We start from the raw sequence: 15,115 nt of genomic DNA on the forward strand, positions 1-15,115 counted from the left end.
CCCGAGAAGTCGACGCCCCAGGGCGCCCGCCCGTTCCTTTACTTCAGGTGACGAATACGTGGCCATAGTTCGCTCCACGGCTCCGCGAGCCCTTCGCACAACCACACCTGTCCGCCCCACTCCTTGTTGGCGACACCCCGGTCGTTGCCCGTCACCGCGACCTGGCGAAGCCCCCGACAAGCGTCCCGCGCCCACTCCGGCGGACCAGGGGACCTGCCGGGCCGGACCAGCAACGCGGTGGTCACGCCATCGGGCGGATGTCCCCACTCCCCGTACCCCCGGTACCCGCTGTAGACCGGAGGACGACCGACCCCGTACCGCTCCAACGCCCCGGCCTCGCCGAAGTTCTCGGTCACGACCACGGTGTCGTCGGGCACTCCCCGGCGAACCTCCGAGATCGTCCGAGCCAACTCCGGCCACCCGAACTGCTCCGCCGCGAGACCGTTGAAGCGCAGAACGGGGACGACCGACAACTTGTCCACCGGAACCAGGGGAAGCGCCAACGGCACCACGAACGCCGCGGACCCCACCAACGACACCCCCACGGCGACCTTCCGGGCCCGAAGCCCCCGCTCCAACCACCCGTCGAAAGCCACCCCGCCGGCCGCGAGCAACCCCGGGTAGGCGCCGAACAGGTAGAGCGGCGACCCCGCCGCCGCCACGAACACGACGACCAACAGCACCCAACCCACAGCCAGGAACCTGAAGGGCCGCGCGTCGACCGAGCGCGACAACCGGACGAGCCCGGCCACCCACAACGGCACGAGGAAAGGGCTGACGTAGACCAACTGCATCGGCAGGAACGCCAACCGGGCCCCGTTGCCCCCGTTGTCGCTGAGGACCCCGGCCATCCGCCACTGCGGCCAGCCGTGGGTGAACTGCCAGACCAGGTTCGGCGACCACACGAGCAGAGCCACCAGCACCCCACCCGCCAACCACGGTCCGCGCAGCACTTCCCGGGGCCCGACCACCAACAGCCCGAGCACCAGCCCGACCGCCACCAGCCCGATCTGGTACTTGTTCAGCAGTCCGACCCCGAGCACCAGCCCGGCGACGAGCAACAACCGCCGATCCCCGGTCCGCACCACACGCACCGCGAGCCAGGCCAACGCCGCGGACAAGCAGATGTCGATCGTCGTGGTGTGCAACATGTGCCCGGGAACCAACACCGGCCCGGACACGGCGGCCCCCAGGGCGGCGATGACCTGGGCTCGGGCCCGTCCGCCCATCTCACGGGCGATGAGTCCCACGAACAACACCGTCGCCCCGGCCGCCAACGCGGCCGGAAGTCGGAGCACCACAAGAGAATCCGGCGCGACGATGTCCATGAGTCGCGCCAGGGCCGGCGTCAAGGGCGGCTGATCCGGATACCCCCAGGCCAACCGCCGCCCGCAGGCCAGGAAGTACAACTCGTCGCCGTGGTACCCGTACCCACCGGCGAACACGACCAATAACGCGACCACAGAAGCGGAAACCGCAACGACACCCCACGACAACCGCCCACCGATCTCCCTCAAGATCACGAAGAAAAACCTAGGCGGCCCCAGCGCTCCGGACGATGGTGCGCGCCCCAACATCAGGGGTAGGGCTGACACCCCGGACAAGGTCCTGCCGGTGGCGAGATCCTTGGCCGAGGCAGGACGGTAGACGCGGCGGACTTGGACCACGAGCGGTCACCCGCGACTGTGGCGGTCTTTGACCCGGGTGCGCCGACGAACGCGGAAGACGACGAGGCCGGCGGTCGCCAGTGCCGAGGCCGCGATGCCTCCGTAGAGCGTGATCAGGCCGAACCCGTGCGTCAACGCCGATCTCACGAGTGCCTCGGTCGACTCCGGGTCGGGCAGTGCGGGAAGGGCATGCGTCAGCGCGGCAAGGTCCGCCCCGTTGGCCACGTGTTCGGCGAGTGCCCGTGCCTGCGCTCCGCTGAGCTGTGGGTGGTCGTTCAAGCGTGCGGAGATGCCCAGGGTGAGGATCAGTCCCATCAGCGCGATGTTGACCGCCAGCGAGATCATCCGGGCGCTCATGTCGATACCGGAGGCCATGCCCGATCGTTCGGCGGGCACCGAGCCGGTGGTCGTGTTGGTGACCGGTGTGTTGGCCAGTCCGAGGCCCACGCCCGCCAGCACCGAACCGGGAAGGATCGTCACCCAGTTCGCGTCGGCCACGCCGCTTCCCAGGTAGAGCAGCAGGAACCCGAGCCCGATGAGGTACAGGCCCACGGGGATGATCACCCCTGGCCGGTACTTCACCGCGAGCCGCTCCGCGACCGGCGGAAGTGCCAACGTCGGGATCGTGTACGCCAACAGGCAGACGCCGGTCGCCGCGGTGCCGTAGCCGAGACCGCGCTGGAGGTGGATCGGCAAGTAGATCATGAGCGGCCAGTAGCTGAAGTTCATGGCCGCGGAGCCGAGCAGAGCGCCGGAGAACGCGCGGATCCGGAACACCGAGAAATCGACCATCGGGTGTGAACCGGACCGCTCGATGACAACGAACGCGACACCGAAAGCCGCCGCGAGCACCAGACTGCCGAGCGTCAGAACGCTGTCCAGACCCAGTCCGGGACCCTGGGTGATGAAGAAGACCAGCCCGAACACGGCGAGGGACAGCGTGACGATCCCGCCGATGTCCAGCCTGTTTCCCGTCGGGTCGCGGGACTCCCGCACACCCCGCATGGTCAGGGCCAGGGTGACCGCGGCCAGGACCGTGTGCACGAGGAAGACCCAACGCCAATTCGACAGCGCGACCAGTCCACCGCCGATGACCGGCCCGAATCCGAGGCCGGTGCCGAACACGATTCCCCAGGTGCCGAACGCGCGGGTGCGCTGTCGACCGGCCGGGAACTGCTGCGAGAGGATCGCCACCTGGCAGATCAGCATCGTCCCGCCGCTCATGCCCTGCAGTGCCCTGCCCGCGATCAGCACGGTGACGTCCTGTGCGAGCCCGCACAGCAACGAGGTGGCGCCGAACGTGGCGACCGCGATCACCAGCAACCGCTTGCGGCCGAACCTGTCCGCCAAGGCGCCCGAGGCCATCAGGACGGTCGTGCACGCGATCGTGTAGGCGTTCATCGTCCATTGCAGATCCGTGAAGTCGCCGTGCAGTACCTCGCCGATGGTCGAGAGGATCACCGGCACGCTGGAAATCTCCAGGCCGAACATCAGGGCGGACAAGCACAGCGCCGCCAGCGCGATTCCTTGTCCACGAGCAGGGATGACAGTCATCGAAAGGCCTCTTCGTCAGCGGGTGCACGAGCCGACGAAATGATGCCTTCCAACGTCCTGCGGCGGAACGGGGAAATGACGACATTCTTGCCCTTGAGGGCGTTGGAACGATGGTATATTCGCCCCTGTGCCTTCGGATCAGCGGCCGACGATCGATGCGACCGACGACCTCATCCTCCAACTCCTGCAACAGGACGGGCGGATGAGCACCGCAGACCTCGCGCGAGCGATCAACATGTCGGCCTCGTCCACCGCCGACCGGGTACGACGCCTGACCGACCAGGGCGTCATCCAGGGCTACCGGGCCGTCGTCGACCCCGCCGCCCTCGGCTACCCGCTGACCGCGTTCATCCGCGTCCGTCTCACGACCGGCGTCGCCAACCCGTTCCGCGAGTTGCTCCAGACCACGCCCACGATCACCGAGGCGCACCACCTCACCGGCGACGACTGCTACCTGCTGAAGGTCCTGGCCCGATCAATGCCCGACCTGGAAGAGCTGACCGGCAGACTCGTCACCTTCGGCCATCTCACCACCAACATCGTCTTCTCCAGTCCCGTAGACGGCCGCACCCTGCCACCCGCCGAAGACCACGCCTGACGCGTGTTCCAAGGCTGGGAGCCGGTGTGATGCCGGCTGGATCACAAGCTTGGAGCCCGTTCCCACCCCGACGTGGGTGACGAAGACGGCGCGGACGACGGACTCGCCGTCATCGACCAGATCCGGGAGCGGGCGGGGGTGACGAGCAGTCAGCGGCGGACACGCACCGTGGAAGTCGCCGTTCCTCGACTCCGGCTGCGTCCGCTGTGCAGGCGGATCAATTCCCGAGGAGACAGAAGCGAAGGCGTGCTTGGAGATGTGACACGGCTTGGTCGCATTGGCACGGCGCCGCTGCGGTTATGGGGTGAGTCGTCCCGGCTGGGCAGTCGAGGTGAGAAGTTGTCGGGCCCGTCGGGGGCTTCCGCTCGTCGGCGGGCGCGCAGCGCGCGCGTGAATGTTGACCCGCTTCTGCTCTGTGGCCGCGTCGGATGCCCGCCGCGGGCGGTCCGTGATCCGCTTGGCTTGCGGGTCGCCAGCGAGTTCGTGTGTCGTGCGGACTCCGGCGCCTCGGCAGGGATCTTGCCGGGAGCCGTGCGGAGAGCCTCGATCGCGTTTGCAGTGTGCGAGGAGAGCGGCTGATTCGTCTCTCGGTATGAGAGTGCGGTGGCCGTTGTGTTCACGTGGTCGGGTGGTCATCGGTGTGGACGGGGCCGCACGATGGCGAAGACGACCGTGTGCGTCCACGTGGCTGAAAGAGTCGAAGGCCGCCGTTGAGTCGCTGTTCGCACCTCAGAACCGCGACCTCACCCGCCGCCCGCCCCAGCGGAACGGCATCGCGATGGCGACGGCCGGCAACAGGGCCTTGACCAGGAAAAACGCCCAACTTCTGCCCCGGATTTTGGCGGCGGACAACGATCATGTAATCTATGCACACACCACGGCGCAAGCCGAGGGTCCGGGTGGCGGAATGGCAGACGCGCTAGCTTGAGGTGCTAGTCCCCGAAAGGGGGTGGGGGTTCAAGTCCCCCCTCGGACATAGAATTACCACACGAGCCCGGCATGATCGTAACATGCCGGGCTCGTGTCATGTCAAGACCCGGTCTGAACTGGGCTTTTTCCCACGGGGCGCGCATCCCACTCCGCGGTCTCCCGGTGGCAGACGACGCTCCGACCCGACTCCCGGAGAAGACCCGGCACATCGCGCGCCGCGACCTCGTCGCCCCGATGCGAAGCCAACGCGGTCGCGAGCCGCGTCAGCAGCACGTCCTCACGCCAGTACAGCATCCTGTCCGCCGCCGGATCGGGCGCGCTCGCACTGGTGCGCCCGTGCCGACACCGGTAGCCCGCCCGACCGTGCACCCAGTGCGAGTCCATCCGCCGCCCGCAGATCCCGCAGACCGCCAACCCGCTCAACAGGTAGGTCCGTCCACCGCCGTCGCCTGTGGGCCGGGCCGCCCGGACCTTCTGCGCCGCGGTGAACACCCTGGTGCCCACCAGCGGGGTGTGGGCGAGCGACGCCGAGACCGCCCACCGGTCGATCGCGTTCGGACGCTGCGCGGCACGCTTGGAGGTGAGCGGCGTGTTCTCCCGGTCGTTGGTCACCCGGTTCCACACCTGCCGGCCCGTGTACCGGGGATTGCCGAGGATCGCCGCCACCGTCGGCACCGCCCAGACACTTCCGACGCGATGCCGATTCCGGTCTCTGTCCACTTGGGATGGTGAGGGGACGCCGCGTTCGTTGAGCGCCCGCGCGATCCCGGCCAGGCTCCGCCCGGCGACCCGCTGCTCGAAGATCCACGTCACGTGCGGTGCCGTGGCGGGGTCGGGCTCCAGGCGCTGCAGGCGCCGCCCCCATTTCGCGTGCGCCCGGTTGGGATGCGGACCCCCGTCCACTAGCCGGTACCCGTACGGCGCCCGACCGCCCAGGTACCGCCCCTGCTCGCGGGTCTGGGCCCGCATCGCCTCCAACGACCGGGTGCGGCTGCGGATGGCCTCGCGCTGCGACTGCGCGGCCAACGTCCGCATCAGGTTGCGGTGCTCCGGATCGTCGAAGTCCACCGGCCCGTCGGTCTCCGGCAACCACAACCGGACGTCGTGCTCCGTCAGGACCTTCGCGACCTGCCAGATCTGCCGGCCCGCGAACCCCCGCTCGAACTCGCCGAGCACGACGGCCTCGATCCGGCGTGCGGGATCGGCCAACGCCGCCAACAGTCGGGCCGCCTCGGGCCGCCGGTCCCACGACCGCAACCGCGAACACCCCTCGTCGAAGAACGACTCGACGATCGTCCCGTGCCCGTCCACCACCCGCCAGGCCACGTCGAGCTGCCAGGCCCGCGAGGACCTCGCGTCCTGGTGCCGAGTGGTCGACGTGCGCCCGTAGAAGGCGAACCGCAGCCCGAGGTGGACGTACGGATCCTGGGACTTCCCGCGCTCTGCCTTGTCCCGCTCCGAACGGAGCCACTCGTCGAACAACGCCTGGTCGTCGTCGGTCTTCGCTGCCATCGGGCCACCTGCCGGGGGAGGGGATCGGGTCGTGGCGTGGACTCCGGCAGCCGACGGACGTGATGCCGCCGTGCCGTGCGGACATCCGAACAGCGCAGCAGCCTCACTCGAACGGCAGAAGGTCGTGCTTTGACCGGAGAAGGTGGCCGGTGGACAGCCTGGTTGGAAGGAAGTCTCTCTCCGGCACCACGACCAGCACCGGCGGGAACCACGGGTCGCACTCGGTGCCCAAGCGCCTGACCTGATGCATGACCTTGGCAGGGTGGGGTGCAGGAGGGGGCAGACCCGAATTCGGATACCTGGACACGCGATCAGCGTGCTGCGGAGGCCCGACACCCTCGTCACCTCGGTGTGTCGCTGTTGCCATCAGGCCCGCCAAGCACGCGCCGACCGGGATGTCCACCGGCCGGCGGAAAGCAGCCGCCCCAGGGGGACGCTGCCGGTCGACGTACCCGTCGTCGCCGCGTGCTTGGGCGCCAACGTCCTGTTCTTCCGACCGACCCACGTCGAGTCGGAAGTGCGTCAGATGCCTGGTGGGTGTTCGAAGGACACCCACGTCACGACCAAGACATCGACACGATCCTGGAAGGTGAGCAGCAGGTAGGTGATCAGACCGCGCCCGTCACCGAAGGTCAACTGGAACAGGCCTCCGTCGGGGTTGTCCGGGTTGAGAGGACGGCCTCGTTCCGGGACGAGGGACAGCACTTCGAACGCCTCCGCCAGGGCATCCAACGCTACGGGAGGAAGCGCGCGGATCTGATCCTGCGCGTCAGGATCGATGTCGAGGGAATAGGTCATGATCGAGTCGACTGTCGCTCGACGGACAGTCGCTATCGCCCCAGTTCTTCGCGGAGCGAAGCCCACGAGACGGTACCCGGACGCGCCGCACGGGCACGGCGTATCTCGGAGGTCGCGGCAACCAGGCGGCCTGCTGCAGCGGGATCCTGCCTTGTGAGCAGGGCGATCCGCCTCCACACCTGCAACGTCTCTCGCAGCCGGTCCAACCGCAGGGTACGGCGGGCCGCCGTCAGCGCGGTGTCGAATGCCGCGTCGAACTCGACCGCGTGCTCGGGCAGGAGCGCATCCCGGATCGCCTCGGGCGACCCGAACAGCGATGCCGCCTCGACATCGCCCACCCACTCGGGCGCGGCATCGAGCCCGTCCTCGTCCAACCCCTTGCCGGGAGGTCGGCCAGGCTCGTGTGGATGCGCAGCCGGGAAACTCACGCCTCGCATCCTAGCCCACATCGACACGTCTGCCGGTTGCGCAGCGTAACGGCAGAGAGTCGACGCCTGCGTCTTGTTGGCCACAGCTCAATGGGAACTGCGGCGGGCAAACCTCTTTCCACTCGAACCATAGACGTCGGGAAATGAGGACACCGACACTGTCGACTTCACACCTCAGTTCTTCGTCGAATTTTCTCGGTCACTCGTTCCGATTGAATCGCGCAGCACGTAGACGATCGTGGTGAACACCTCCGGTCGTCCACAGGCGTCGTCCCGGCACCCTTCGGACGCGTCGCGAACATGCCGTTCGAGGAGAAAGACGAGGCCAAGAGGATCGCGAAAGCTCGGTAGGACGCCAAGGCCGAGCTCTGGTACATGCCACAAGACACTCCCCGGAACCTCGTAGAGCGGTGGCTGTGACACACCCGGTGCGGCAGCCGAAATCAATGGAACCAAACCGCTCGATATCGGCGGGCGGGCGCGTGCGGCGACGCGAATGTGATGTCGCGGTAAGCCTGATGGGCACCCCGGTGGGCGGGCATCCGCAGCGGAAACTTCCTCTACGAGGATGCTGAGAACAACGCCTCGCCGCCCGGACACGGTCGAAGTCGGCGTCACAGCCCAGTCGCCGGTGGGGCCGTGCTTCGTTTCAAGTCCCACGCGCCCGTGACTGTTGGTTCGGGGCGTCGCGCCTGGGACCGACGTCCTCCAGTGTGTCGGCGACCTTCTGGGTGTGGCCGAATCCGCCGCAAGGTTGTTCGCAAGGTGTTCCCAGGGCCGATTCCCGACCATCGACAGCGTCGGTCGAGCGGGCGCTGGAATCCCGGTGAAGCCACGGGTTCCGATCCGGTCGACCGCCCACCGGAAACCTTCCAGGTCAAGGGGAATCAGGGATGAGTATGCGTGTAATCGTGGCCGCCGCAGCGGGATCGCTCGCGGTACTGCTGTCGGCCGCGCCGGCCCAGGCGCAGATCGCGTCGCCGACCGACGCCGTGGTCACGTCCGTCGCGGTGCTCGGTTCGTCCGACCGCGCGGACTCCGGCGAGCAGGGCTCGGTCGGTGTCGCCACCCTGTCGCAACTGCACAACAGGGGGCTGCCAGGCAACTGGTGCCTGGCCAACCGCCACCCCAAGGTGTTCATGTGGGAGTGCAACAGCTCGTACAAGGACCAGCGGTGGACGTTGAACGGCAAGGGCCAGTTGGTGAACGCCGCGAGCGGCAAGTGCCTGGCGATGCACGCCAACGGGCACGTCTTCACCCACACCTGCACCGCCTCGTACACGGATCAGCGGTGGTACAAGCACGTGAAGACCGGCGGCTACCAGTACGAGAACAAGAGCCACCACGGAAACTGCCTGGCCGCGCACAACGACCGCGAGGTCTTCGGCTGGCGGTGTGACAACGCCTACCCCGATCAGCGCTAGTATTGATGCCATCACGGCAGGGTGGCTCCGGGCCCACGGGCCCGGAGCCACCCTGCCGTGGGCAAAGGCGACCGCGGCGTGCCCGTGAGGCCGAAGCCGATCGGGTGGGCGGGGTCGTGATCGCGGGGAAACGGTCCTTCGTCGTGTTATCGCTGGACCTGGAACGTTCCGTCGTCCGTCGGAGGGTCGACGATGGGAGAGTTGCGGGTTCTCGGCGCGGTCGAAGCGTGGACGGGGTCCGGCCGGGTCGACCTGGGGCATCCTCGGCAGCGATGCGTCCTGGCCGCGCTCGTGGTGGACGCCAACCAGGTCGTGGGCGCCGACCGGTTGCTGGACCGGGTGTGGGGAGAGCGGATTCCCCAGCGGTGGCGCGAGACCCTGCACAGCTACCTGTCGCGTCTGCGGCGTGCGCTCGACGGGTTCGCGCACACCTCGATAGCGCGGCGCAGCGGAGGCTGGGAGCTAGTGGTCCCACCCGACACGGTGGACCTGCACCGGTTCCGCCGGCTGGTGGCCAGGGGCCGCGACGCGGCGGACCCGGCGACCGGCGTCGCCGCGGTGGAGGAGGCGATGGCGCTGTGGCGCGGTGAGCCGTTCACCGGGTTGGACACGGACTGGATCGACTCGATGCGGGCCTCCTTGCTCCAGGAACGCTGGGCGGCGGAGTTGGAGCGCACGGATCTGGCCCTGCGTGTCGGACGGCACGCGGAAATCCTGCCCGGCTTGGCCGTCCGCGTCCGCGAGCACCCCTTGGACGAGCGGCTCGCCGCCCAGTACCTCGTGGCGCTCTACCGGAACGGCCGGCAGGCCGACGCCTTGGCGCACTACGGCGCGATGCGCGAGCGCCTCGCCGACGAACTGGGTGCGGATCCGGGTCCGGATCTGCGGGCCGTGCACCGGCGCATCCTCACCGCCGATGTCACGTTGACCGTCGGGGCCCTGTCCCGTCGGCCGGTGCCGCGGCAGCTACCGCCGCCACCGCCGCACTTCGTCGGCCGTGCCGACGAGTCGGGCGTGCTGACCGGAACGGAGGCCGGGCTTTTCGCGCTGGTCGGAGCCGGAGGCATCGGGAAGACCTCGCTGGCTCTGCACTGGGCGCACCGCCACGCGGACCGGTTCCCCGACGGTCACCTGTTCGTCGACCTGAGAGGGTTCAGTCCGGCGGGTGAACCCCTGGCGGCCCGGGATGCGCTGCGCGGGTTCGTCACGGCGCTCGGCGTCGTCGATCACGATGCCGACGACCTCGACGGCCTCGCGGCCTTGTTCCGCAGTCTGGTCGCGGACCGGCGGATTCTGGTCGTGCTGGACAACGCGGCCACTTCCGACCAGGTCGTGCCTTTGCTGCCGGGCACGGGCACGTGCACTGTGCTCATCACCGGCCGCCGTGAACTCGGCTCCCTGGTCGACCGGTACGGCGTTCGCCATTTGCGTCTGGACGTCCTGTCCCGCGACGAGGCGCGCTCCGCGCTGACCGGCCGCCTGGGCCGGGCACGGGTGGACGCGGAACCCGAGCCGGCTGACGACCTGATCGGGTTGTGCGGCGGCCACCCGCTCGCGTTGTCGATCGTGGCACGGCGGGCTTCGACCCACCCCGCGATTCCGCTGGCGGAGTTCGCCGACGAACTGCGCGACTTGGGTCTGGAAGTGCTGGACGACGAGGATCCCGCCGCGAGCCTTCCCACGGTGCTCTCCTGGTCCCTCAGGGGTTTGAGCGCGGAACAACGGGCTGTGTTCGGGTGGATGGGCACCGCGCCGGGACCCGACATCGGACTGCCGGCTGCGGTCGCCCTCTCCGGGTTGTCGCGTGCGGCGACCCGTGCGGCGCTGGGCTCCCTCGTGAGCGCGTCGCTGCTGGAGCGGCGTCCGGGAGGTCGTTTTGCCATGCACGACCTGGTCCGCGACTACGCGGCGACGGTCGATCCGGAGTCGGCCGAACCGGCACTGCGCAGAGTGGTGGGCTACTACCTGCACACGGCCCACGCCGCCGACCGGCTCCTCGACCCCCATGCCGAGCCGATCCGGCTGACACCGCCCGAGTCCGGCGTCCGACCGCTTCCACTGCCCGACCACACGTCGGCGATGGCCTGGTTCGACGCCGAGCACGCGGACCTGCTCGCGGCGCAGCGCACGGCCGTCGCGCACGGGTGGCACGACATCGTGTGGCAACTCGCTTGGACGCTTACCACCTTCCACACCCGGCGGGGCTATCGCCATGACGAGCTAGCGGTTTGGCAGGCGGCGGTGGACGCGGTGGCACACGCTTCCGACCCGGTCGCCGGCGTCGTCGCCCATCGGGTGCTCGGCACCGCCTACGGCAGGCTGGGACGTTACGTGGAAGCCACATCCCACCTGTACGAGGCGTTGTCGCTGGCGGGAGACGACCTGACCCAACAGGCGCTCACGCATCGGCATCTGCCGTGGATCTGGGAGCGACGTGGCGACCTGCGTCGGGCGTTGGAGCATGCCCGGCTCGCGCTGGACCTGCACCGTGGGCTCGACCGCCCGGTCGGCGAGGCCCGTGCGCTCAACTCGGCGGGGTGGTACGCCGCCAAGGCGGGCGACTACGACACGGCCGACCGGCACTGCAGGGAATCCCTCGTGCTGCACCGCGAACACGGCAACCCCACCGGCGAGGCGAACGCCTCCGACAGCCTGGGCTACATCGCCCAGCAGACCGGACGGCACGACGAAGCGGTCGGGTACTACACCAGGGCCGTCGACCTTTTCCGCGCGCTCGGCTACCTCTACGAGGTCGCCAACACTCTCGACAGCCTCGGTCACCCCTACCTCGCACTCGGGCGAACCGATGACGCACGGGCGGTGTGGCAGGACGCGTCGGAGCTGTACCGGAGTCAACGGCGCGATGGCGACGCCGACAGGGTGCGCCGCCAACTCGAGGCACTCGACGCACTGCGTCGACCCGGCCGCGCGGCCTCGTCCGAGGACGACTGAACCGACGGTGGCCTCGATTCGGCGAGTCGAAGGTGTTAGCATTCACTTCACGTTAGTGAATATCGCGTGAAGTGAGTGAAGCGGCTGAGAGTGAGGGGTCGACATGGCACACGAAGGTGACGGCGATCCGGACCCCACCGTCGTCCTCGACCGCAACCGCGAGCAGCAGGCCACGGTCTACGGGGAATCGCTCGGGGTGCTCTTCGGCCGGTTGGGCACACAACTCGGACTGACGCAGGCCCGGATCGGCGGACTGCTCGGCCTGTCCGCGCCCATGATCTCGCAACTCGCGAGCGGGCGACGAGTGAAGATCGGCAACCCGATGGCGGTCCAGCGTCTGCAATCCCTCGTCGACCTGGGCTTCAAGGTCACCTCAGGGGAGGTGCCCGCCGCGGATGTCGAGGCACGGCTGGCCGACATAGCCGGTCAGGGTGCCGTCGTGACGAAGGGCGTGCAGACCGGAGGCACGCCCTCCGCGCGCGCCGCGGCACGGGCAGTTCAGTCTTTGCTGCGGGCGGTGGCGGGTGCCGAGGAACTGCTCGACGCCGCCTCGATGATCGAGGCCAGGCACCCGGACATCGCGGCCGTGCTGCGCGTGTACGGCGCGGGTCGGACCGGCGATGCCGTGGAGCACTACGCCGCCAACGTCGACCAGATGTAGGTCGCGGCCGTCCTTCGGGACGATGCCGCTCCGTACAGGACTCGCCGTTCCGACCTCACCCCGTTGGCCGAGGTGTTTACTATCGAAACGTGCTAACTTTGCTGTAGGGAAGTTACAGCGAAGAGTTCGACTCGACGAGCAGAGTCGCCCAAAGGCGCGAAGGGGAAGGTCATGGCGGGATGTCGGATCGGCGGCCAAGGGGCGAGAGAGGCCGGTCGTGGGGCAGGTGCGGCAGGGATGGGCAGGTCGACGGGCGGAGTTCGCCACCGCCCGGTCGGCGACGCACTGGACGGGATCAAGTGGCTCCGTGCGGACATCCCGGCACGTTACGGCGCGCCGGGATTCGTTCCACTCGAGCATCGCGAAGGGTGGTCGATGTAGAGAAGGCGCCGGTACGCGTCAGCCGGTGGTCAACGAGCAGTCGTCGACCAGCAACGCGTCGCCGCCCGCCCGCAGGTTGTTCGAGAACACGGTGATGGGCAACAGGTTGCCGCCGCGCGTGGCCGTGTAGGTGACGGAGACCGGGAACCAGCGTCCCGGGTCGTCGAGGGCGGTCTTCGCGGACGGGACGGGTTCCCCGACCCGCTGCCAATCGGGCGTGTACTCCTGGACCTGGAGAAAGACGCCGATCCTGCCGGACGACCGGACCCAGCACTCGGCCCGGTAGGTCGTGCCCTCCGCGGTGCGCGACGAGTCGGATCTCGTCGTGGCACCAGCGCTGTTCGCCCCGGTCGCCGTTGTGGTGACCCGAAGGGACTTCGACCCTGTACGGCGGATGTCGTCCTGACCTACCACCCCGGAGCCGAACGCGGTCCAGTTCGGCGGGTACGCCTCGGCTCCGGGATCGGGCAGCAGGTTCGTTCCCGGGGGCGCGGCTACGAAGGGCGGGCTGCCGTCGCGCGTCGCCACGGGGCCGGATGTCGGCGCGACCGCCTTCCCGGAAACATCCATCGTGGACATCGTGATCGGGGTGACGATCCCTGCGGCCACCGCGAGGCAACCTGCAGTCACGGCCACCCTCCTGCGGGTCGGGCGCGCGCGGGACGGCTGTGCGTCGGCGGCCATCTCGTCGGAGGCGGCGACCGTGACCGGCCCGTCCGGCCCGTAGCCCGGCGGCAGCGGGTCCAGGTGCTCGAAGACCTCAACCGGGTGCGGATCCGCAGGGTCGAGCGGTTCCGACCCGGCGAGGTCCATTGCGGCGAGCCAATCCTTACGCGCGGCCGACGCGGACGCGGGCCGATCGTCCGGAGATTCGGCGCACAGCGCCGACACCAGCGGGCGCAACGACTGCGGCAGGTCGTCGAACGCCTCCGTCGAGGGCGGTTGCCCCGTCAACAGGCGGCAGGTGAGTACGCCGACGGCGTAAAGGTCCTGGCGCACGTCCGGCAGGGCACCGAGTACGCATTCCGGCGCGATGTAGCCACGGGTGCCCACTGCGATGCGATCATCGGTCAGCCGTGGTTCGCCGATCACCGCCGCGATACCGAAGTCTGCCAGCCGCAGGAACGGCCGTCCGGTGCCGGTGGGTTCGAGCAGCAGGTTGGCGGGTTTGATGTCGCGGTGCACGATGCCGTGTCCGTGCACGACCGTCAGCGCGTCGAGCAGTTGATCGACCAGCGCGGCGGCGAACGTCAGGGGCAGCTTCCCGAAGTCGCCCAGCAGGCGTTCGACATCCCCGCCGCCGACCAGGTCCATGGTCAGGAGAACCTCGTCCTCCTCCGCCGCCCACCCCGACGGCGCCACCACGTGCGGGTGGTCGACCCGCAGCGACTGCTCCCGGACGAACCGCAGCAACGCCGCGGCGTCGGCGGCGCGCAGCAGCTTGACCGCGAGATACCGTCGGGACCGGAGATCCCACACTCGCCATACCGACCCGGCCCCACCCTCGCCGAGGGGGTCCACGAGAAGGTAGCGACCCACGAGGCAACGCCCGCTCCAGCGGTCCACCGAGACGATTATGCCGATTTCGCGGACGGGCCGGCAGGCGCCGATCGTGGAAGCCGGGCCGTACCCGTGGACGGATCATCGGCTGGAACTCCCGAACGGAAGCCGTCGAAGTCACAGGGCGTGGTCCAACGGTCGAGGCGCTCAGGGAACCGGTCTGCGTGCTGCACTTCCTGCACGCACTCACCGAGAAGGCCGCCGACATCGTGGCGGCGGCTGAACTCGCCAGGTCCGCGGAGTGGGTTCGGGTCTGCTGCACGAGTAGGTGACATCTGAGATGGCTTGCCGTGATGGCGAGCTGGGAGGATGTCGCTGTGCCCAAGCCCTATTCCCGGGAGTTCCGCGACGATGTCGTGCGGGTCGCCCGTGATCGCGAGCCCGGCGTGACGGTCGAGCAGGTCGCCAAGGACTTCGGGGTCCACCCGATGACGCTGTTCAAGTCGCTGCGCCAGGCCGACACCGACGAGGGCGTCAAACCAGGTGTGGGCGGGAACGACTCGGCAGAGCTGCGCGAGGCGCGCAAGCGGATCAGGCTGCTGGAGCAGGAGAACGAGGTCCTGCGACGCGCGACCGCGTACTTGTCGCAGGCGAATCTGCCGGGAAAAGGCTCTACCCGCTCGTGACCGGGCCGACCACGGGCGGGACTC

General features: G+C 68.9%; 11 protein-coding genes and 1 tRNA gene. 6 read left to right on the plus strand and 6 right to left on the minus strand.

The genetic code is table 11. The features are described from left to right. Positions 1-38: 38 nt before the first annotated feature. A complete protein-coding gene (locus F4559_RS13225; protein WP_184668795.1) occupies positions 39-1,523 on the minus strand; it encodes a glycosyltransferase family 39 protein in 1,485 nt (494 codons plus the stop codon). Positions 1,524-1,673: 150 nt separating this feature from the next. Further along, positions 1,674-3,221, minus strand: a complete 1,548-nt coding sequence (locus tag F4559_RS13230; RefSeq protein WP_184668797.1) for an MFS transporter — start codon at positions 3,219-3,221, stop codon at positions 1,674-1,676. Positions 3,222-3,348: 127 nt separating this feature from the next. On the opposite strand from F4559_RS13230, the gene F4559_RS36325 reads away from it, so the two are divergent. Next, positions 3,349-3,819 carry an Lrp/AsnC family transcriptional regulator gene (locus F4559_RS36325; protein WP_184668799.1) on the plus strand — a complete coding sequence of 157 codons (471 nt, stop codon included), beginning with the start codon at positions 3,349-3,351 and terminating at the stop codon, positions 3,817-3,819. 893 nt (positions 3,820-4,712) lie between these two features. Beyond that, positions 4,713-4,795, plus strand: a tRNA-Leu gene (locus F4559_RS13240). A gap of 53 nt (positions 4,796-4,848) precedes the next feature. Here the strand turns inward: F4559_RS13240 and F4559_RS13245 are convergent. The 3 genes from F4559_RS13245 to F4559_RS13255 all read right to left on the minus strand — a co-directional run bounded on the left by F4559_RS13245 (position 4,849) and on the right by F4559_RS13255 (position 7,487). Continuing rightward, positions 4,849-6,261 carry a recombinase family protein gene (locus F4559_RS13245; protein WP_184668801.1) on the minus strand — a complete coding sequence of 471 codons (1,413 nt, stop codon included), beginning with the start codon at positions 6,259-6,261 and terminating at the stop codon, positions 4,849-4,851. A 522-nt stretch (positions 6,262-6,783) separates the two neighbouring features. Then, a complete protein-coding gene (locus tag F4559_RS13250; protein ID WP_184668802.1) occupies positions 6,784-7,059 on the minus strand; it encodes a hypothetical protein in 276 nt (91 codons plus the stop codon). Positions 7,060-7,091: 32 nt separating this feature from the next. Beyond that, positions 7,092-7,487, minus strand: a complete 396-nt coding sequence (locus F4559_RS13255) for a DUF6247 family protein (protein ID WP_184668804.1) — start codon at positions 7,485-7,487, stop codon at positions 7,092-7,094. An 893-nt stretch (positions 7,488-8,380) separates the two neighbouring features. On the opposite strand from F4559_RS13255, the gene F4559_RS13260 reads away from it, so the two are divergent. From F4559_RS13260 to F4559_RS13270, 3 genes are all read left to right on the plus strand, one after another. After that, positions 8,381-8,911: an RICIN domain-containing protein gene (locus F4559_RS13260; RefSeq protein WP_184668806.1), complete on the plus strand. Its 531-nt coding sequence runs from the start codon at positions 8,381-8,383 to the stop codon at positions 8,909-8,911. Between the two features lie 192 nt (positions 8,912-9,103). Continuing rightward, positions 9,104-11,863, plus strand: a complete 2,760-nt coding sequence (locus F4559_RS13265; protein WP_184668808.1) for an AfsR/SARP family transcriptional regulator — start codon at positions 9,104-9,106, stop codon at positions 11,861-11,863. Positions 11,864-11,966: 103 nt separating this feature from the next. Then, positions 11,967-12,524, plus strand: a complete 558-nt coding sequence (locus F4559_RS13270; protein ID WP_184668810.1) for a DNA-binding protein — start codon at positions 11,967-11,969, stop codon at positions 12,522-12,524. 399 nt (positions 12,525-12,923) lie between these two features. Here F4559_RS13270 and F4559_RS13275 read toward each other — a convergent pair whose 3' ends face one another. Continuing rightward, on the minus strand, positions 12,924-14,471 hold the full coding sequence (locus F4559_RS13275) for a serine/threonine protein kinase (protein ID WP_184668812.1): 1,548 nt from the start codon (positions 14,469-14,471) through the stop codon (positions 12,924-12,926). Positions 14,472-14,782: 311 nt separating this feature from the next. On the opposite strand from F4559_RS13275, the gene F4559_RS34350 reads away from it, so the two are divergent. Next, positions 14,783-15,091 (plus strand): transposase, encoded by a 309-nt coding sequence (locus tag F4559_RS34350; RefSeq protein WP_221447218.1) that lies wholly within the window; start codon positions 14,783-14,785, stop codon positions 15,089-15,091. Positions 15,092-15,115 lie beyond the last annotated feature (24 nt).

It is taken from the genome of Saccharothrix violaceirubra (assembly GCF_014203755.1).
Taxonomy (GTDB): Bacteria; Actinomycetota; Actinomycetes; order Mycobacteriales; family Pseudonocardiaceae; genus Actinosynnema; species Actinosynnema violaceirubrum.

Coding starts and splice junctions, on each gene's coding strand:
- F4559_RS13230 (WP_184668797.1), bottom strand. CDS start 3,221: ATGACTGTCATCCCTGCTCGTGGACAAGGAATCGCGCTGGCGGCGCTG.
- F4559_RS13245 (WP_184668801.1), bottom strand. CDS start 6,261: ATGGCAGCGAAGACCGACGACGACCAGGCGTTGTTCGACGAGTGGCTC.
- F4559_RS13250 (WP_184668802.1), bottom strand. CDS start 7,059: ATGACCTATTCCCTCGACATCGATCCTGACGCGCAGGATCAGATCCGC.
- F4559_RS13260 (WP_184668806.1), top strand. CDS start 8,381: ATGAGTATGCGTGTAATCGTGGCCGCCGCAGCGGGATCGCTCGCGGTA.
- F4559_RS13265 (WP_184668808.1), top strand. CDS start 9,104: ATGGGAGAGTTGCGGGTTCTCGGCGCGGTCGAAGCGTGGACGGGGTCC.
- F4559_RS13270 (WP_184668810.1), top strand. CDS start 11,967: ATGGCACACGAAGGTGACGGCGATCCGGACCCCACCGTCGTCCTCGAC.